Raw genomic sequence first — 20,414 nt, 5'->3', positions numbered from 1 at the left:
GTACGCGGTTGGCACATTCAAATTACTCAGATGACTCAATTCAAATATTAGAAGGCCTAGATGCAGTTCGTAAACGTCCAGGTATGTATATTGGATCTACAGACGCAAGAGGTCTTCATCATTTAGTATATGAGATTACAGATAACGCAGTAGATGAAATTATTAACGGCTATGGTAATAAAATAGAAATTACAATCAATAAAAATGGAAGTATTACTGTGAGTGATAACGGACGTGGATTACCGACAGGCATGCACCAAAGTGGTAAGTCGACGCCAGAAGTTATTTTTACTATCCTCCACGCTGGAGGTAAGTTTGGCTCTGGTGGATATAAAACGTCTGGAGGACTTCATGGTGTTGGTGCGTCCGTCGTAAACGCATTATCAGAATGGCTAGAACTTGAAATATGTAGAGACGGTAAACGATATAGTATGTCATTTAAAAACGGTGGAGAAGTTGACGAGCCGTTAAAAGAAATTGGCAATACGAATCAAACCGGAACGCGTGTTACGTTTAAGCCAGATCGTACGATTTTTAAAACGGGTACACAATTTAATTTCGAGACAATCGTTGATCGTATGAGAGAATCAGCATTTTTAGAAAAGAATTTAGAAGTGAGTATTACCGACTTAAATACAGATAAACATGAATTGTTTCATTACGAAGATGGCTTACTTTCTTTTATTAATTTCTTACATGAAGGTAAAGAAAACTTCGGATCACCGATCGCGTTTTCTGGTAATCTAAACGGTATGCAAGCAGATGTTGCATTTCAATATAATGACCAGTACACAGAAACGGTCATGAGTTTTGTAAACAATGTCCGTACGAAAGACGGCGGTACGCACGAGGTTGGCTTTAAATCATCATTTACACGTATTTTTAATGATTTCGCGCGTAAAATTGGCGAATTAAAAGATAAAGACAAAAACCTCGAAGGTAACGATATTCGTGAAGGGCTAACAGCTGTCATTTCCGTTAAAATTCCTGAAGAGTTACTTCAGTTTGAAGGACAAACAAAAGGGAAGCTCGGTACACCTGAAGCGAGACAACTAATGGATCACGTTTTAAGTGAGAATTTACCATATATTTTAGAAGAGAACGGTGTTTTATCAGCTGAACTCGTTAAAAAAGCAATTAAAGCTAGACAAGTACGTGTCGCTGCACGTAAAGCACGTGAAGAGATGCGTAACGGTAAAAAATCGAAACGTCGTGACGTTTTACTATCTGGTAAGTTAACACCAGCTCAAAGCAAAAACAGAAAGAAAAACGAACTCTTTTTAGTAGAGGGGGACTCTGCAGGAGGTTCGGCGAAACTTGGACGCGATAGAAAATTCCAAGCGATTTTACCGTTAAGAGGTAAAGTGATCAATACAGAACGCGCACGTTTTGAAGATATCTTTAAAAATGAAGAAATAAATACGATTATCCATACGATCGGAGCAGGTGTCGGTAATGAGTTTGATATCGATCAAGTGAACTACGATAAAGTGATCATTATGACAGATGCAGATACGGATGGTGCACACATTCAAGTGCTACTTCTTACTTTCTTCTTTAATTATATGCGTCCACTTTTACATGCAGGTAAAGTGTATATCGCGTTACCTCCGTTATTTAAATTAGAGAAAAAACGTGGTAAAAAACAAGAGACTCGATATGTGTGGACAGAAGAGGAACTTGAAGCAATGAAAGAAGAACTCGGTGATAACGTTGAAATTCAGCGCTACAAAGGTCTCGGGGAAATGATGGCAGACCAGCTTTGGGAGACGACGATGGATCCAGAAAATCGTACACTCATTCAAGTTCTAATTGATGATGAGGCACTTTCGTTAAAACGAGTATCAACTTTAATGGGTGATAACGTTGAAATTAGACGTGACTGGATTGAAGAGAACGTCAGCTTTACGTTAGAAGATGACGCGTCAATACTCGATAGTGATCGTATTGACATTTTAGAGGACGGTGATAGTTATGCATAAACATATTCAACAATTAAAACTTGAAGACGTAATTGGTGACCGCTTTGGTCGATATAGTAAATACGTTATACAAGACCGTGCGATTCCAGATGTACGTGACGGATTAAAACCCGTACAGCGCCGTATTTTATATGCGATGTATAAAGACGGAAATACGTTTAACAAAGGATATCGTAAATCTGCGAAAACTGTCGGTAACGTAATTGGTAACTACCACCCACACGGTGAATCGAGTATATATGACGCGATGGTACGTTTAGGTCAAGACTGGAAGATGCGTGAAGAGCTCGTTCAAATTCACGGTAACAAAGGTTCAGTCGACGGAGACCCACCAGCAGCAATGCGTTATACTGAAGCGCGTCTGTCTGAATTATCGGGTGAGTTATTAAACGATATCGATAAAGATACTGTCGACTTTATGGACAACTTCGACGACACGGCAAAAGAACCGACAGTATTACCGTCAAAGTTTCCGAATATTTTAGTGAATGGTTCAACTGGTATTTCAGCGGGTTACGCAACAGATATTCCACCGCATAATTTAGAGGAAGTCATTAACGCCACGCTAAAAGTCATCGATAAACCGACTGTAAAAACAAGTGAATTACTTGAAATTATGCCAGGACCTGATTTCCCAACAGGTGGGATTATTCAAGGTAAAAAGGAACTTCAAAAAGCATATGAAACAGGACAAGGTAGAATTGTCGTGCGTGCAAAAGTCGACGTTGAAACTAAACGTGGAGACAAAGTGCATTTAGTCATTACAGAATTACCGTTTGAAGTAAATAAAGCAGCACTTGTTAAAAAGATCGATGAGATTATATTAGATAAAGAAGTCGACGGTATGTTAGAAGTACGAGATGAAACAGACCGTGACGGTTTAAGAGTAATCATCGAATTACGTAAGGACTCTAATATCGATGCGATACTCAATTACTTATATAAAAAGACGAATTTACAAGTGTCTTATAACTTTAATATGGTCGCGATTAATAACCGCCGACCAAAATTATTAAGTTTAAAAGAGATATTAGAAGCATATATCGCACATCAAAAAGACGTCGTTTTACGTCGTTCTAGATATTTACTCGATGCAGCGTCAAAACGTATGCACATTATCGAAGGATTAATGCGTGCGTTATCGATACTCGACGAAGTTATTCGAATTATTCGTGAATCAGAAAATAAAAAGAATGCGAAAGAAAACTTAATGAGTGCGTATGATTTTACTGAACGACAAGCAGAAGCAATCGTCATGCTTCAGTTATATCGTTTAACAAATACTGATATCGTAGATTTAGAAAACGAACATGTCGATTTAGAATTCGAAATCAATACGTTAAAAGAAATAATAGATGATGAAAACACGCTTAAAAAAGTGATTAAAAAAGAGTTACGTGACGTGAGACAACAATTCAAATCAGAGCGCTTAACAGTCATCGAAGACAAGATACAATCACTTGAAGTCAATCGTGAGATGTTAATTCGAGAAGAGGATACAGTAATTACTGTGACACGTGACGGATACATTAAGCGTACAAGTCCGAGAAGTTTTGGAGCGAGTCCATTTGACGAACTCGGTATGAAAGATGACGATGAGTTACTGTTCTTTAAAGAAGGACATACGCTAGAAACGTTACTCGTATTTACGAACCGAGGAAATTATATGGTAATCCCTGTCCATGAACTAGAAGAGATTCGTTGGAAAGACCACGGCGTACATTTATCAAGTAAATATAATATCGAAAGTAATGAGTATCCACTGTTTGCGTATGCGATTGAGTCGTTTGAGGAAGCGGCTTCTATCGTCATTACGACAAAACTTGGTCAAGTGAAGAAAACACCGTTAAAAGATCACGAAATGACACGCATTAACCGTGTGATTACAGCAATCAACTTAAGCAAAGACGACGCGGTTGTTAGCGTGGACGTTGTCACGGACAATACGAACATATTGTTGCTGACTAAAAACGGTATCGCACTGATGTTTAATATCGATGAAGTATCAGAAACTGGTCTTCGAACAAAAGGTGTTAAAGGCATATCGTTAAAAGAAGACGACAAAGTAGTATTAGGACAACTCGTAAAAGACAATGATTACTTGTTATCTGTGACGAATAGAGGAGCCGTGAAACGTACGAGTATCGACGTATTCGAACTCGGAAAACGTAGTCAAGTTGGTAAAATGTTATATAAAACAGTGAAGTCAAAACCGCATGAAGTAGTGCGTGCTACCCTTTACAAAGGGAACTTTAAGATTTTCTTATTTAATGAAAATGATCATACTAGTATTGAAGCAATGGATATTCGTTTATCCGACAAATACTCAAACGGATCCTTTGTGATTGACGAAGACAAATTTGGGGAGATAGAAACCGTAAACTTTTCTAAGTACTTAATACCTTAATCGTATTGTATTTTAGATGTAAGTTGTTAAAATAGAGATATGATAATGTAAAGGGGGAAAATTATCATGGCTGAAAACAAAAATGAAAAACAGTTTTCAAGACGTGACTTCCTGAAGACAACAGGTGTTGCTACTGGTGGTATTATCGGTGGTTCGTTACTTGGTGGACTCATTGGGTTCAACTTAGATGGCGGTAAATCTGATGCACCGACTGTCGGAGGAGGCGATTCTGGTGAAGGTGGCGGCCAATCGGCTGAATCACTTCCAATTAAAGATGCGAGAACATACTTCAGTCGTCAAGACGACTTTAAAAATCTTGCTGCAGCTGCAGATATTATTTATCCAGAAGATGATAATGGACCGGGTGCAACTGAACTCGGTGTACCATATTTCATCGATAGACAAATGTATGGTCATTACGGACACAACGCAACAGACTACCGTTTTGGACCATTTGAACCGATGCGTTCAGACACTCACGGGCGTCAAGAAAGAATTACACGCGGTGAGATGATGATTATCGGTTTAAGAAAATTAACTGATGTCAGTCAAGAATCTCACGATAAAAAGTTCCATGAACTTGAAGAGAAGCAAATGATTGATATTTTAAAACAATTTGAAGCAGGAGAAGTTGAAACACCAGGTATGCGTTCAGAGGCATTCTTTGAATTATTAAGAAGCCTTGTGATCGAAGGTGTATATTCTGACCCGGCTTATGGTGGAAATAGAGATATGGCAGGTTGGAAGATGATCGGTTACCCAGGACCACGCATGGGATGGGAACACGATATTATGTCTGAAGAGTTCTTAGAACTTGAACCTGAAAGTTTAAGAGATTATCAAGGAGGCGGCGTAACTTATGGCTAAGAAATTAGATAAAGTCGACGTAGTTGTTGTAGGTACCGGCTGGGCTGGTGGAGTAGTAAGTGCTGAAATGGCGAAAGCTGGTAAAAAAGTAGTTACACTAGAGCGTGGTGGAGACGCGAACCGACAAGACTATATCGGTGTAAAAGACGAGCTTCGTTTTGATAATCGTTTCCAAATCATGCAAAATCTAAAAGGTGATACAGTAACATCACGTAACGAAATGGACGAAACAGCATTACCTGTTCGTACGATGAAAGACTTCCAATTAGGAGTTAACGTCGGTGGAGCAAGTGTGCACTGGGCAGGTAGTACATATCGTTACTGGCCATATGACTTTGAAATTCGTAGTATGACTGAAGAGCGCTACGGAAAAGATAAAATTCCTGAAGAAATGTCAATTCAAGACTGGGGAATTACTTACGAAGAGCTTGAGCCATATTATGAAATGTGGGAGAAAACAGCAGGTATTGGTGGGGAGCAAGATCCATTAGCTCCAGAACGCAAAATGGAATGGCCAAACCCACCAATGGAAGAAACTCCTCCATTAAAATTATTTAAAGATGCAGCGAGAGAACTCGGATTACATCCGTTCCAAATGGCATCAGGAAACATGTCTCAAAACTATGAGAACCCTGATGGAGAAAAAATGAACGCTTGTATGTACTGTTCATTCTGTACACGTGCAGGCTGTGACTTCAGTGCAAAATCTGACCCACTCGCAACTGTTATTCCAACTGCTTTAAAACACGATAACTTTGAATTACGTACAAACTCTCTTGCTCGTAGAGTACTGTACAACAAAGATTCTAAAAAAGCAGAAGGTATTCTATATACAGACTTAGTAACTGGTGAAGAATATGAGCAACCAGCAGACGTTGTTGTACTTGCAGCATTTGCGATTTCTAACAACCGTCTACTTATGCTTTCAGATATCGGTGAACAGTACGATCCAAAAACTCGTAAAGGTGTAATTGGACGTAACTTCAACGGTCAATACAACTCTTCATTCAACGGTGCAAGAGGATTCTTCGACGATAAGAAGTTTAACTTATACATGGGTGCAGGAGCACTTGGTGCATGCTTAAACGACTATCAAGCGGATAACTTTGACCACACTGATTTAGACTTCATCGGTGGTGGATGTATCGAATTACGTCAATACGGATTTGGTGCGATCGCTAGTGGACAAAATATTAAAGGCGATACACCAACTTGGGGTAAAGAATTCAAGGAAGAGTCACTAAAATATGCATACAGTATGCTACACGTTTGGTACTCTGCATGTACTTTATCTTACTACCACAACTACACGGATTTAGATCCAACATATAAAGATGAGTTCGGTGACCCATTATTACGTGTAACGTATAAATTTGGTGACAACGAACGTAACATCGCGAAGTTCGGTGTAGAAAGATGTCATGAAATCCTAGAAGCGATGGGCGCAGACCACATCGAAGACGACCAAGTACCTGAAGAATTTGACCACAAGTATCAAGGTGGACACTACACAGGTGGAGTTATCATGGGTGAATCAAGTGAGAACTCAGCAGTCAACAACTACCTACAAATGTGGGACGTTGACAACCTATTCGTAGTCGGTGGATCAGCATTCCCTCAATTCGGAGGACACCACCCAACACCAACAATCGGTGCACTCGCATACCGTGCGTCAGAAGGTATTCTAAAATACTTAGACGACGGTGGCGGACAATTAGTAAAAGACAAAGAAGCGGCGAACGCATAATATAAAATTTAATTCGCACACCCTCTAATGTTAGATGAAATTCTAGTTTTAGGGGGTTTTTATTCTTAAATAAAAATCATTTGTATAGACAAAGTGAAATAAAAAGCTTATTATATAAGTAACAGAACCCACCACGCCTCTTAACAATGCGTACCATGGTGGGACTTTTTTTATATCTTGATAAGGGGGACCTTATGGTAAACGGTGATAATATGCATATAAAACAGCCAAAAACATATGAGGAACAAATCGATTTATTAAAAAAACGTGGACTTATTATAGAAGATGAATCATATGCTATAGATATACTTAGTAATATTAATTATTATCGTTTTAGAGCCTATACTTTAACTTTAAAGAGTAATGATATATTTTATGAAGGTGCTTCATTTAATCATATATATAAATTGTATGAATTTGATAGAAAGTTACGTTTAGAATTACTATCATTATTGGAGAAAATTGAAGTTTCCTTTCGTACTAAAATCTCCTACTATTTGGCCCATAAATATGGTTCAACATCATATCTAGATGAATCTAACTTTAAAAATTTAGACTATTTCAACGATATGAGAACTCAAATTAATCATGAAGTACATAGAAGTAAAGAACTATTTATTATTCATCATAAAGAAAAATATAAATCCATATTTCCAATTTGGGTTGTAATTGAAGTCACTTCATTCAGTTTACTTTCAAAAATATACTCGAACTTACATGATAATGATCAAGATGGAATTGCAATTACTTTTAACAACAACCGTTTTTATATTAGAAACTGGTTATATGCTTTATCTACTTTAAGAAATATCTGTGCGCACTTTGGTAGACTATATAACAGACATTTACCTATTCATTTTAAACTATCAAAAGCGGATCGAAAGAAAATAAAATATGGCAATACTACTTTTGCAGCTATTTATGTGATTTGTAAAATTTTAAATGATAAAGTTTTAACGAAAATACTATTAACAAATATCTCAGAACTTTTTAATGAGTATGAAGAAGTGGATATTACTCAATTAGGTTTTCCTGAAAACTGGACAAATATTTTAGAAACCATATAAAAGTATCGTAATAAATTAGGTTTAATAAATTCATTTATTACGGTGCTTAATATTATGAACTTTTAGTTATTTAGGCGTTTATCTAACATAAATTATGCGATTTTGTTAGATATCCGCGGATAATTAACATATTTTAGTTTTTCGACCCGGTTTTTGTTAGATATATCCAGATATCTAACATTTTGTGAGTTATTTTGTTAAATAACTCCCAGTTTGTACAGAAGGTGCGTTATTATGCTTAGGTGATTTTCACGGTGCGATGGGTGACGGTGAAATTTGTGGTACTGGCGTTGAAATTGCCGGTTCTGCCGTTTTAAAGGTTGAAGTGATTAAAGATAATGTTATCGAGCATCCAATCGTCAAATATGATGAAGGACTTTCTTTTATCGTTTCAAAAGAAACGCTCGATGAGTCAGTGAAAGAAGCTACAAAACAAGCGGCTCATTACCTAGCTAAATATACTGACTTAGAGTTAGACGAAGCTGCGATGTTACTAAGCGCAGTTGGTCAAGCACAAATCAGTCAAGTCGTCGATCCACTCATGACAACGCGGTTTTTAATCCCACAATTTGTGTTAGATACGTATGACTTAAATTTCTATTAAGATAAAGAACTCGAGGCACTTCTCACTATAAAGAGAAGTGTCTTTTTGTGCTATCATTATAATTAATAGTGTTTCAGTAGAGGTGAGTAGAATGGGGAAGTTTTTAGATTTTTTCTTTTCTAAGAGAAGCCGTGAGGATCGTGAGCGTGCGGGTGTTTTATCGCTTAGAGAAAAACTTGAACAAGATTATCGTGAAGATGGATACGATAAAATTCCGTATATTGTGTCTGAAGGTGATGCGCATGATCTGTTAAAGCAAATTAAATTATCTAAAACGTTATTGCCACATAAATCGTATATGACGTTTATTAATGACGACAAGTTAGTGTTTGGTCACGTCATTATGCTTTGGTGGATTAAAAATGTGAATCGTAAACGTTCACCGAAGTTCTTCTCACAAGAGTACGGTTTAAACTATAAAGAAGAATTCGAATGGCTGAAGGAAAATGGTTATGTAGATGAAAATACGTTGACGTCAAAAGGAGAAGAGGTTTTATCTCGTCATCCGGATATTATAGATCATCATCAGGAGAAGTTTAGGTAGTATAATTAGCTGATGATGCGGATATTTAACAAAAATTTTCGGAATATGTTAGATATCTCAGGATAATTAACAAATTTTGGTTGTTCGAGCTGATTTTTGTTAGATATATCATTTTATCTAACAAAAAAGCGACGAAACAACGTAAAAGTGTTAAATAACGGCACTTATCACGCATATCAAAACTAAAATTAAACAATATTGAACAATATCAAGCACTTCTCACTATTAGAGAAGTGCTTTTTTACCGGTTATACCGATATTTTTACCACTTACGAATTTTTTAACTGTAATTTTAAATATAATTGTATACTGAATTTAGCAAGAGAGGGAGGGGTCGAAAGTGAAGATTAATCTTATTATCGATAGTAGTTTAGAAGAAGATGAAGTGAAAGTGCATGCACATAATGCTACTACTGGCGCACGGGTCTTGTCATATGTCGATCATTTTACGAAAGACAAAGAAAACATCACTGTGAAATATGATGATGAATTCACCGTCATTAAAAAGATGGATATCGTTTGTGCTGAGATTCATAACAAAGTGTTGACGATTTATACGAATAAAGAAACTGTACAGACTTACAAAAGCCTCTCGACATTTTTAGATGAACTGAATTCTAATACGTTTATGCAAGTATCTAAGTCAGAGCTATTGAACATACAGAAGATTAAAAAAGTCGAACCGTCTTTTTCTGGGAATTTAATTGCAGTCATGTCGAACGGACAAAAGGTCAATATTTCAAGACGATTTGTATCAATTTTAAAAGAAAGGTTGGGGATTTAAATGTTAGGAAATGCTTTAAAGTTTATGGTTCAATCTGTACTAATCGGAAGCTTTATCTATTTAGTTTCACTTATGATTTTAGAACCTTCTAAGGAGATTATGTCAGTATGGATTGCCTCTTCACTTATCGGACTCGCAACGTGTGCACATTTAACAAAAATGCCACCACCTCTTGCTAGACTCATTCAACTCATTGTCGGTACAGTCGCTTTTACAATTGTTGCGGTGATGAACGGATGGATATCAGCTACTTTATCGGACATATTATTATACGCCGCTTCAATCATTGTCATTATTTTAATCATCCAAAGTGTATATATAATCATGGCAATTCGCGATAGTAAAGAAATCAACAAAAAATTAAATGATAAGTAACATACTGCCACTGAGCTTCTCGGTGGCAATTTTATTTCTCATTTACTGCTCATATATACTATATACGTTGAAAAACACAGTTTTCATAATGTAGTATTATACACATAACGAATATAGGAGGCACTTATGGGACTAAATATTAATCATCTATCAAAACAGTTCGGCGATTTTACAGCTGTTGATGATTTAAACTTTATGGTTCAAGAAGGGGATATGTATGGTTTACTTGGTGGAAATGGCGCAGGTAAAACGACAACGTTTCGTATGATCTTAAATATATTAAAACCAACGAGTGGTTCTGTGACGTTTAACGAAAAAAATCGATTATAACTTTACAGACTACATCGGTTATTTACCTGAAGAGCGTGGATTACATCCGAAACTAACTGTTGAAGAGCAAGTGATGTATCTTGCGCAACTTAAAAATATGTCTAAACAAGACGCAAAAAAGCAATTAGAATATTGGCTAGAGCGCTTTAAAGTATCTGAAAACATGAAGAAAAAAATTGGAGCGTTATCTAAAGGGAACCAGCAAAAGATTCAACTCATTGCGAGTATTATCCATAATCCAAAGTTACTCATACTCGACGAGCCGTTTTCTGGATTAGACCCGGTTAACGTAGAATTATTAAAAGAAGCGGTCAAAGAGTTAAACAAAAATGGTGCGACGATTATTTTTAGTACACATCGTATGGAACACGTTGAAGAGTTATGTGAATCAATTTGTATTTTAAAACGTGGGAAACAAGTCGCAGAAGGCTCTATTAAATCTATTAAAGATGACTTTAAGCAAAAAACGATATTCATTCGTGGAACGCATGACGTATCGTTCTTAAAAGATCATCCAGGTGTTTTATCTTACAACAAAAAGAATGATTTAGTAACACTAAAAATTGAAGATGAAACATTCGCTCAACCGATTTACGATCGCGTAACACCACTTGGTTATTTTAGTGAGTTTAGCGTAAAAGATCCGACGTTAAACGAAATATTTATAAGTAAAGTGGGTGAGCACGATGAATAAATTTTTAGCTACGTTATTGTCGACGTATAGACAAAAAATTAAAGCGAAATCGTTTATAATTACGACGCTATTACTCGTTCTGTTCGTATTTGCAGGCATGAACTTCGACAAAATTTTAAATCTATTTGATAGTGAAGATGAAAAAACAGTAATAACGATAGAAGCGACAGAAGAAGATAAAAAAGTCGTTACGGATGTTATTACATCGTTCGACGATACGATTCTAATAGAGCCAGATGCTAAGAACGTATTAGAAATCGATTCTGAAGAGTTACCAATCAAAGCAACGCTAACTTCTGACGGCGAATTATCTAACGATAACCGTCAAGCGATAGAGTTTGCTCTTGATGAGTTAAATAAAATCTACGTGACAAATGCGATTGATATCTCTGAAGAGGATTTAGCGTTACTTGATTCACGTGCAGATTTAACTGTCAAAAGTAGTGACTCTGACGGTGAAGGGGAAGTAGAAGAAGGCGGATTTTTCGAAAGTGAGAACTTACTGAATTTAGTTATTATTTATGCCGTCATTATGCTTATGTTCTTTATCATCATTGGATATGCGAGTCAAATCGCAACGGAAATTGCTCAAGAAAAATCATCACGAGTCATTGAAATGATCGTATCAAGTATATCTCCAACGCAGCACGTATTAGCGAAAGTAAGTGCGATTATACTCGTATCTTTCACACAGATATTGATTGTGATTGGTCTAGGACTCATTGCATTTAAAACGTCTTCTTTACAAGAGACGTTATCAGAATTTGAATTAGTTTCAAATGAACACACTGTACCAATTATTGTTTACTCTGTTGTATTTTTAGTGCTCGGATTATTACTATATTTAATATTTGCAGCATTACTTGGATCGTTTATATCGCGTATGGAAGACTTACAGCAAGGACTCATGCCATTATCATTTATTTCAATCGGTGGATTTTATATCGGTCTATTTAACATCATGAATAGTGATGGAACTTTACTCAAGATAAGTAGTTATGTCCCATTCTTTACACCGTATACAATGCCAGTACGACTTCTTAACTTAGATACGCCGATGAGTGTCATATATATCGGTGTCGCAATTCTCGCTATTTCAATCATATTATTGCTGTTCTTAACGACGACAGTGTACAAGCGAAACGTGTTAATGAATGATTCTAATATGTTAAAATCGATTAAAAAATTGAAAAATATGTAAAATAAATGCCGATGGGATATCCCATCGGCATTTTACTTAGTTAAATAAGTTTTTAATGGATTCAAATAGTGATCTAAAGAATGATTTAATAGACTCGATGAGCCCTTGTCCTTCTTCACTTTCAGCGAAGTCTTTAATATCGTTACCTAAGTTTTTCGCTTTATCTTTTGCGTCTTTAAAAGCATCACTATCTTTAATTTGGTTAAGTAAGTTTTTAGAACTTTCTAAGATTTTTGTTGCAGATTCTTCATTGAAAAATCCTGAGTTTTTAATTTGGATAATAATGTTAATGATTTGAGTTTTTTGTTCTTCAGTCACGATGCCATCGAGTCCGTTGTCTTTAATTTTTTCATCGACAATTTGACGGATGTCGTCTTCTGTGAGGTTTGCACCGTTGTTAATTTGGTTAATGATCGTAATTTTGATTTCGGTAATTGCTTTGTTTAATTGTGCTTCACTAAAGCCGTCTTTACCTTCGTTTTCAGACGTGATGTCTGAGATTGTGTTTAATTCATCCTGAGCGTTTTTTGTATATTCAGGATTTAAACTATCCCCTTGGACTTCATACGCTTTATAAATTCCTGTTAACGCTGATTCTCCTGTAACGTCGTGTGGTGCAGCGATTACGACATCTGCATTAGTCACACCTGCTGTAATCAGTGCGTTTTGATAAGTTTGTGGACTAATTTGAGTGATTTTACCGTACGTTTCGTCGATATCAATTTTTAGTCCGCCAGAGTTCTTCTCCATAATGCGAATACTAGAGAATAAAATACTGTCGTCATATCGATAGTTAATATATTTTTCAGTGTCGTTACCATATACGTAATCGACGATGTCATCATCTTTAGTTCCTAATAATTTTGCTATTTGCTCTTGTTGGGGTGAATCTTTAAGACCAGCACCATAAATTGTGACGCTTTCTTTCCATGCGCTTGCAGCGAGAGTTGGTGTTGCGAGTGTAATCGTTAATAAAAGCGATGCGATTACTGCTATCCACTTTTTCATATATAAACATACCTCTCTTACTTCTAAATTTGTTTTAAGGATACTATATTCATTGTCGTTATACAAAAGATAAGGTATTTACGCTTCGTAAAAATATGTTATTCTAATATAGAACATATGTTCGTATTAGGAGGTAGCGTATGTACAATTATCATTTATGTCCAAAGAGAGATATATTTTGTATCGATCAGAAAAGTTTCTTTGCGAGTGTATCTTGTATTATGAATGGATGGGATCCGAATACGACGTACCTCGCGGTCGTTGGTGATGTTGATTCGATGGGGTCTGTCGTATTAGCAGCAACACCAAAGATGAAAGAACTCGGTATTAAAACAGGATCGAGACATTTTGAAATACCAAAAGGCGAACATATTAAAGTTATTAATCCTTCGATGAAAACCTATTTAACGTATTCAAAGCGTATTACAGAAATTGCTTTACAATACGTTGCACCTGAAGATTTTCATCAATATTCGATTGACGAATTTTTTATGGATGTGACAGATAGTTATCATTTATTTGCTGAAACACCGTATGCGTTAGCTGAAATGTTAAAAGCACATATTTATAGAGAAACGAAAATTGACTGTGCGATTGGGATTGGAGATAACGTGTTGTTAAGTAAAGTATCTTTAGATATTGAAGCAAAGAAAATGCCGAGCGGTATTACAGAGTGGCGCTATCATGACATTCCTGCAAAACTGTGGCCGATTACACCGTTAAGAGATTTTTTTGGTATTAATAAACGTTCAGAAAAGAAATTGAATCAGCGAGGTATATTTACTGTTAAAGACTTAGCACTTTATCCGGTAGAATATTTAAAAAGAGATTTTGGCGTGATTGGAATCGACTGGCATATGCACGCAAACGGTATTGATTTTAGTAAATTAAGTGAAAAATACAATGCGAAAAGCCCGACAATCGCAAAAAGTCAAATACTAATGAGAGATTATCAATTTCACGAATTATATGTCGTCTTACTCGAGCACGTGGATGAGGTCATCCATCGACTTCGTTTAATGAATAAGCGCGCACGAACGATACATTTTCAAGTGTCGACAAAATTCGGGAAATCGTACGGGAAACAATTTACAATTGATGAAGGGACACATGACGAAAACGAAGTGATGTTTGGTATTTGGATGCGACTGACAAAAATTGCTGATACAGACGCACTGTATCGTACGATTAGTGTTAGCTTAACGAATTTAATTCGTAATGATTATATACAAGGTAATTTATTTAAAGATAATGAAAAAGAGTATAAACGAGATCAACTGTTAAAGACAATCGATGAATTAAAAGTGAAATACGGAACACTTAGTGTGATGCGTGCGTTAAGTATGACAGAAGCCTCGACGTTAAAACTAAGAGAAGGGTTAATTGCGGGTCATAAACGCTAAAAAAGCGTTATAAATTATGCTATAATGATAGATTGATATTAAGTTATGCAGAAAATGGTATGAATAGAATACTATAGTAAAAAAATGCTATACTTTAACCGATGAAACGAGTATACGATAAAGGATTGAAACGCATGGAGTTTGTAGAACTTACACAAGAAGAATTTGGACAATATACGAAAGAAAACTTTAGTCATTTTACACAGACGTTAGATAACTATCGTTTAAAGCAAGATGAAGGCACAGAGAGTTATCTCGTCGGTTTAAAACATGATGGTGAAGTAAAAGCAGCGTGTTTAGTTACGCTCGGTCGTGTAATGAAATTCTTTAACTTTGCTTATACGAACCGTGGTCCAGTGTTAGATTACAGTGACGAAAAAATCGTTAAAGCATTTTTTAGAGGTCTAGAATCATTTTTAAAAAATAAAAAAGTCGTGTATCTTCGTGTAGATCCATATGTCGTACTAAATGTACGTGATCACGACGGAAATATTCTAGAAGAAAAAGATAGTCATCAATTATTTGATACGTTTAAAAATCTCGGGTATGACCATGACGGATTTACAGTTGGCTTTAGCCCAGACACTCAAATTAGATGGCATTCAACATTAGATTTAAAAGATAAGACTGAAAAAGAAATATTTAATGACTTTGATCAACTACGTAAACGTAATATTAAAAAAGCTGAAAAAGATGGAATTAAAGTTAAATATCTCGATTTAGATGACATCGATATATTTACTGACTTTATGGAAGATACAAGTGAGATGAAAGAATTCTTTGACCGTGGACCGAAGTTTTACAAGTCACGTAAACAATATTTCGGTGACAACGTTATGATTCCACTCGCATATGTTGATTTAAACGAGTATGTGGATACGTTACAGTCTGACGTCCAAAAAATGCAAAGAGATTTAAACAAAGCAGAAAAACAGTTAGAACGTCATCCAGATAATAAGAAAGCACAAAACAAAGTAAAGAACTTTAAAGAACAACTTGCTAACATTGAAAAGAAATTAGAGGAAGGTCTAAAACTTCGTGAAACTCACGGTGAAGAGTTGCCGGTTGCAGCGAGTTATTATATCAATACACCACATGAAGTTGCATATTTAGCTGGAGGTACTGCAAATGAATTTAGACATTTTGCAGGAAGCTATAGTATCCAATGGGAAATGATTAAATACGCTATAGAACATGGCGTAGATATATATAATTTCTACGGAATTAGTGGGAAGTTTACAGAAGATGCTGAAGACTATGGTGTTATTCAATTTAAAAAAGGGTTTAATGCAACGGTCAATGAATATATTGGAGATTTTGTAAAGCCAATCAATAAAACATTAGATAAGTTATATCACCTGTTAAAAAGATAAGGAAAGAGAGAAAAGTATGAAGTTTGTACAATTAACTGATGAAGAATATAAAAATTTCATTGAAAACGATGGGCGTGAAAGTGCCTTTTTCCAAATGATTGAAAATAAAGCAAATCGTTTAGTCGACGGACGATGGGAAGTAGAACTGCTCGGTCTTAAAGACAAAGAGGACAAAGTCATTGCAGCAGGACTATTTACAAAAGAACCGAGTGTATTAGGCAAATACTTTTACTATTCAAATAGAGGACCTGTCTTAGATTACGATAATTTAAATATCGTTCGTGCTTACTTTGCTGGCTTAACTGAGTACTTAAAGCAAAACGATGCATCACTCGTTAAAGTGGATCCAAACTGGATTTATAAAAAATACGATAAAGATGTAAAACCTTATGATGATTATGAAAACCGTGACGAAGTCATTCAACTATTAGAGAGTATGGGGTATGTTCACCAAGGATTTACACGAGGCTATTCTAATACATCACAAGCACGTTGGATGAGTGTGTTAGACGTGAGTCAATTTAAAAATGAAGATGAGCTTGTAAAGTCGTTTGATAACTTACGCAGAAGAAATATGCGTAAAGCCAAGCGTTACGGGGTAAAGGTTCGCTTTTTAGAAGTAGATGAGATGGACATTTTTGTCGATATGTATCTCGATACTGCAGAGCGCCAAGACTTTTTTGTCAACGAAGATCCTAGAACTTACTTTAAACAATTCAAAGAAACTTACAAAGACAAAGTGCTCGTACCTTTAGCATATATCGAGCTCGATCCTTTTATCGAACAAACAGAAAAAGAAGTCAACAAACTTCAAAAACAAAAAGAAAAGCAAGAGAAAAAAGAAAATCAAAATCAAAAGACGTTAAATAGAATTAACGAATTAGAGAGAAATATCGAAGGACATTTAAATGACCTTGAAAAAGCGAAAGAGTTTAGAGAAAAATACGGCAACGTATTAAATCTCGGTAGTGGGGTATACTTTGTAACACCTTACGAACTCGTATATAACGCAGGTGCTTCAAGCGAGGAATTTAACATGTTTGTTGGTCCATACATGATGCACTTAGAGATGATGAAGTATGCGATGGATCACGGAATTGCACGTTATAATTTCTACGGCGTATCTGGGGACTTTAGCGAAGACGGTGAAGACTACGGAGTATATCGCTTTAAGAGAGGATTTAATGCTCAAATCGAAGAATTAGTCGGAGATTTTGTGAAAGTCATTCATCCACTTGCAAATAATGTAAACAAGGTTAAAGCAAAGTTAAAACAAAAGCTCGGAAAAAGATAGTAAAGGATGCATTGTAAATGAAAGTTGAAGAGATTTCAGAACAACAATTTTATACGTTTATGAAAACATATAAAGATATGTATCATTTTATGCACAATGAACTATATTATGACTACATGAAAAATAACGCAACAGTCTACCTATTAGGTTTAATAGATGACATGGATAATGTAATTGGGGTATCAATGCTGAGTGAATATCCGCTTGTCAGATTCTTTAAAGCGATGACTACACATTCTGGACCTTTAATTCTCGATTATACTAACGATAAGCTAGAATATTTTATTCAAGAAATCAGTTCATTTGCAAAAGAAAAAGGCGCGGCAAGTCTAACATTTTCACCTTATATGATATATCAAGTGAGAGATTCTGAAGGAAATGTCATAGAAAACGATGAGCGAAATAATCATGAAGTCATTCATCTTTTTGAAAGAAATGGATTTAAACATCACGGGTTTACAAGGCAAATGATCTTTGAAGAAAATATACGATTCCAATCTGTAGTAGATATAAGCGGTAGTTTAAAAGATATTTTAAAAAATATGAACTCGTCTACACGATATAATACGAGACAGTGTGAGAAACTCCCTCTGAAACTAAAATATTTAGATGAATCAGAATATGATAGATTCATTGAAATCTATAAAGATACTGAAGAACGATTACAATTCGATCCAATCCCAGAACATCGTATAAAAGCACAGTTGAGAAATTTAAAAGATAAATCATATATCGTCATGTCTCAAATTAATTTAAACGAATATATCGAGTCTCTAGAGAAAGAGTTTGATGAATTATCTAAAGAGATTGAAGTATTAGAAAATAAAGAGAATAAATCAAACGGTGAAAAACGCCGCTTAAATGAAAAGAAAAACCTAGTGAAAAGTAGAGAAAAACGATTAAATGAAGCAATCACACATCGTGATAAATATGGTGGTTTAATCGATTTATCTGTCGGTATGTATTACTACAATAATAATGAGATGGTATATCTATATAGTGGTAGTTATCCAGAGCACTCACAGTATCTAGGTACGAACTTTGTGACGTGGGAAATGATTAAAAAAGCAAAAGAACTCGGCCTCGAACGCTTTAATATGTTCGGAATTACAGGTAACTTCCATGAAGGTGCGAGTGATTACGGTGTATTTAAGTTTAAGCAAGGCTACAATGCTTATATCGAAGAACTCCCTGGCACATTTACAAAAGTATTTAAACCGATCGTTTTAAATGCTCAAAAGTTAATCGATAAAGTTAGAAAATAATGAAAAAGAGAAGCACAGATGTTAATAATAATCTGATGTGCTTCTCTTTTATATTCATTTCGATGTGGTTGATTCTTTATCGAATAACTGTTGTATGTCCTTAAATACTCTTGAATGTTTAAGTCTAGAGTAGATCAGTACTGCGATAATTCCACCAATGATTGTCGCGCCGACGAATCTCGGCGTATATAAGAACCAAACTGCATTTGAGTCTAGGTCCATAAAGAATTGCATAATAGGTACGGATACAATCGATCCGATGATTCCTGTTCCAACGAATTCCCCGAACCATGCTCCAAATATGGATTTTGTGAATTTGTAACATAATCCGGCTAAAATCGCACCAAATAAAGCGCCTGTTATAGCAAGCGGTGGAATGTTAAAGATAAACATTCTTAATATTGCTGTGACGAGGGCGATTAGTGTGACATAAAATGTACCAAATGTTGCAAATATAATGTTAAACACCGTTGACATAGGTGCCATACCTTCGATTCTAATCACTGAAGATAAGACAGTGTTTAATGCTATACATATTGAAATGATTGTAAGTTTCTTTGTCGACAATTAAATTTGCACCCATTCTTCTTGTTTATATGACATATCGAAGAATAAGTACTCGAATCTAACACTCATGTAAAATGCGTTTAACATTCTTTCTTTTTGATCTTCAGTTGCTTTATCGTATAATTTGTCGCAAAGCTCGATATGTCTTTCAGTTAAGTTGTTAAACTCGTCTGTCACGTACGTATCGATCCAGCTTTGGTAGATCGGTACTGGAGACTTATGTTTCACTAATTCAGCACCGATATCTTGGTATAACCAAGGGCAAGGTAACATCCCCGCAACCGCAACGCCAATGTAGTCTTCAGACTCTACAATTTGTCTATACATATGAGCGATGTAGTGATCAGCTGTCGGCGCAACTTCTGTGTTGTCGAATTCCTCATCTGAGATATTTTGGTCTTTAAAGAAATCTTCACGAACTGCGATTTCTCCTGCTTCTAAATCTTCTCTGTTACGCGTCATAATATCTTTAGTTTCTTTATCTTCTGCGCGGTCTGCAATTTCACCAAATAGGCGAGAGAAGTGGATTAAGTAATAGCCATCTTGTATTAGATAATATCTAAATGATTCATCGCTTAACGTACCGTCAGCTAAACCTTTTACAAACGGGTGCGTGTGGCTACCATCCCAGAATTTCTTTGATAATTCGCGAGCTTTCTCACTAAACTTCATAAAATAATTCTCCTTTTATTTGCACAAAAAAAGCTCCATTAGAGGAGGCTTGTGAAATAAATACATGTAAAATAAACATGCATATACACAACACCTACGCTAGCATTACCTAGATCAGGTTGTGGGTCAGGTCTTATCTTTCTCAGCCGAAGCTCCCCATGTGCTTAATATTTGATTATATCCGAAGTATACTATACTTTTTACATTTTGTCTTATAAATATAAAAAGAT

At 35.7% G+C, this 20,414-nt stretch carries 16 protein-coding genes, 2 pseudogenes and 1 riboswitch; of the genes and pseudogenes, 15 read left to right on the top strand and 3 right to left on the bottom strand.

Going from position 1 to position 20,414, the window contains the following annotated elements; genetic code table 11:
- Positions 1-8 precede the first annotated feature (8 nt).
- The 11 genes and pseudogenes from parE (at position 9) to HMPREF2767_RS04540 (ending at position 12,602) form a co-directional block, all read left to right on the top strand.
- Positions 9-1,982, top strand: coding sequence for a DNA topoisomerase IV subunit B (parE, locus tag HMPREF2767_RS04590; RefSeq protein ID WP_371440759.1), 1,974 nt, complete (start codon positions 9-11; stop codon positions 1,980-1,982).
- Positions 1,975-4,389, top strand: coding sequence for a DNA topoisomerase IV subunit A (parC, locus tag HMPREF2767_RS04585; protein WP_070622753.1), 2,415 nt, complete (start codon positions 1,975-1,977; stop codon positions 4,387-4,389). Before parE ends, parC begins: the two co-directional genes overlap by 8 nt.
- A 66-nt stretch (positions 4,390-4,455) precedes the next feature.
- Complete coding sequence (locus HMPREF2767_RS04580; protein ID WP_070622752.1) at positions 4,456-5,256, top strand: gluconate 2-dehydrogenase subunit 3 family protein; 801 nt, start codon at positions 4,456-4,458, stop codon at positions 5,254-5,256.
- The gene (locus HMPREF2767_RS04575; RefSeq protein WP_070622751.1) at positions 5,249-7,003 is read left to right on the top strand and encodes a GMC family oxidoreductase; all 1,755 of its coding nucleotides are present in this window, start codon (positions 5,249-5,251) and stop codon (positions 7,001-7,003) included. The genes HMPREF2767_RS04580 and HMPREF2767_RS04575 overlap by 8 nt, the downstream gene beginning before the upstream one ends.
- A 194-nt stretch (positions 7,004-7,197) precedes the next feature.
- Positions 7,198-8,070: an Abi family protein gene (locus HMPREF2767_RS04570; RefSeq protein ID WP_168162121.1), complete on the top strand. Its 873-nt coding sequence runs from the start codon at positions 7,198-7,200 to the stop codon at positions 8,068-8,070.
- Between the two features lie 217 nt (positions 8,071-8,287).
- A pseudogene (locus HMPREF2767_RS04565) lies at positions 8,288-8,674 on the top strand (acetamidase/formamidase family protein); the annotation flags it as partial.
- A 91-nt stretch (positions 8,675-8,765) separates the two neighbouring features.
- Positions 8,766-9,218 carry a hypothetical protein gene (locus tag HMPREF2767_RS04560; protein ID WP_070622749.1) on the top strand — a complete coding sequence of 151 codons (453 nt, stop codon included), beginning with the start codon at positions 8,766-8,768 and terminating at the stop codon, positions 9,216-9,218.
- Positions 9,219-9,558: 340 nt separating this feature from the next.
- Positions 9,559-10,002: a LytTR family DNA-binding domain-containing protein gene (locus HMPREF2767_RS04555; protein ID WP_070622748.1), complete on the top strand. Its 444-nt coding sequence runs from the start codon at positions 9,559-9,561 to the stop codon at positions 10,000-10,002.
- Positions 10,003-10,377: a DUF3021 family protein gene (locus HMPREF2767_RS04550; RefSeq protein WP_070622747.1), complete on the top strand. Its 375-nt coding sequence runs from the start codon at positions 10,003-10,005 to the stop codon at positions 10,375-10,377.
- A gap of 126 nt (positions 10,378-10,503) precedes the next feature.
- Positions 10,504-11,401: pseudogene (locus tag HMPREF2767_RS04545) on the top strand (ABC transporter ATP-binding protein).
- Positions 11,394-12,602 carry an ABC transporter permease gene (locus tag HMPREF2767_RS04540; RefSeq protein ID WP_070622746.1) on the top strand — a complete coding sequence of 403 codons (1,209 nt, stop codon included), beginning with the start codon at positions 11,394-11,396 and terminating at the stop codon, positions 12,600-12,602. Before HMPREF2767_RS04545 ends, HMPREF2767_RS04540 begins: the two are co-directional and overlap by 8 nt.
- 36 nt (positions 12,603-12,638) lie before the next feature.
- Here HMPREF2767_RS04540 and HMPREF2767_RS04535 read toward each other — a convergent pair whose 3' ends face one another.
- Positions 12,639-13,610 carry a DUF1002 domain-containing protein gene (locus tag HMPREF2767_RS04535; protein WP_070622745.1) on the bottom strand — a complete coding sequence of 324 codons (972 nt, stop codon included), beginning with the start codon at positions 13,608-13,610 and terminating at the stop codon, positions 12,639-12,641.
- 140 nt (positions 13,611-13,750) lie between these two features.
- Between HMPREF2767_RS04535 and HMPREF2767_RS04530 the strand changes: the two genes are divergently transcribed.
- From HMPREF2767_RS04530 to HMPREF2767_RS04515, 4 genes are all read left to right on the top strand, one after another.
- Positions 13,751-15,013 carry a Y-family DNA polymerase gene (locus tag HMPREF2767_RS04530; protein WP_070456634.1) on the top strand — a complete coding sequence of 421 codons (1,263 nt, stop codon included), beginning with the start codon at positions 13,751-13,753 and terminating at the stop codon, positions 15,011-15,013.
- Positions 15,014-15,147: 134 nt separating this feature from the next.
- Positions 15,148-16,386 carry an aminoacyltransferase gene (locus HMPREF2767_RS04525; RefSeq protein ID WP_070622744.1) on the top strand — a complete coding sequence of 413 codons (1,239 nt, stop codon included), beginning with the start codon at positions 15,148-15,150 and terminating at the stop codon, positions 16,384-16,386.
- A gap of 16 nt (positions 16,387-16,402) precedes the next feature.
- Entirely contained in the window at positions 16,403-17,680 is a 1,278-nt protein-coding gene (locus tag HMPREF2767_RS04520) for a peptidoglycan bridge formation glycyltransferase FemA/FemB family protein (protein ID WP_070622743.1), read from the top strand.
- A gap of 17 nt (positions 17,681-17,697) precedes the next feature.
- Positions 17,698-18,945, top strand: a complete 1,248-nt coding sequence (locus HMPREF2767_RS04515; RefSeq protein WP_070622742.1) for a peptidoglycan bridge formation glycyltransferase FemA/FemB family protein — start codon at positions 17,698-17,700, stop codon at positions 18,943-18,945.
- Between the two features lie 54 nt (positions 18,946-18,999).
- On the opposite strand, the gene thiW is transcribed toward HMPREF2767_RS04515, so the two are convergent.
- Together thiW and tenA are read right to left on the bottom strand one after the other, a co-directional pair.
- Positions 19,000-19,512 (bottom strand): energy coupling factor transporter S component ThiW, encoded by a 513-nt coding sequence (thiW, locus tag HMPREF2767_RS04510; protein WP_068130025.1) that lies wholly within the window; start codon positions 19,510-19,512, stop codon positions 19,000-19,002.
- Positions 19,513-20,184: a thiaminase II gene (tenA, locus tag HMPREF2767_RS04505; protein WP_070622741.1), complete on the bottom strand. Its 672-nt coding sequence runs from the start codon at positions 20,182-20,184 to the stop codon at positions 19,513-19,515. It lies immediately after the preceding gene.
- A 73-nt stretch (positions 20,185-20,257) separates the two neighbouring features.
- Positions 20,258-20,353, bottom strand: a riboswitch (TPP riboswitch).
- Positions 20,354-20,414 lie beyond the last annotated feature (61 nt).

This window comes from Nosocomiicoccus sp. HMSC067E10, from assembly GCF_001810835.1.
Lineage (GTDB): Bacteria > Bacillota > Bacilli > Staphylococcales > Salinicoccaceae > Nosocomiicoccus > Nosocomiicoccus ampullae_A.
This window is presented reverse-complemented; position numbering and strand designations above follow the sequence as displayed.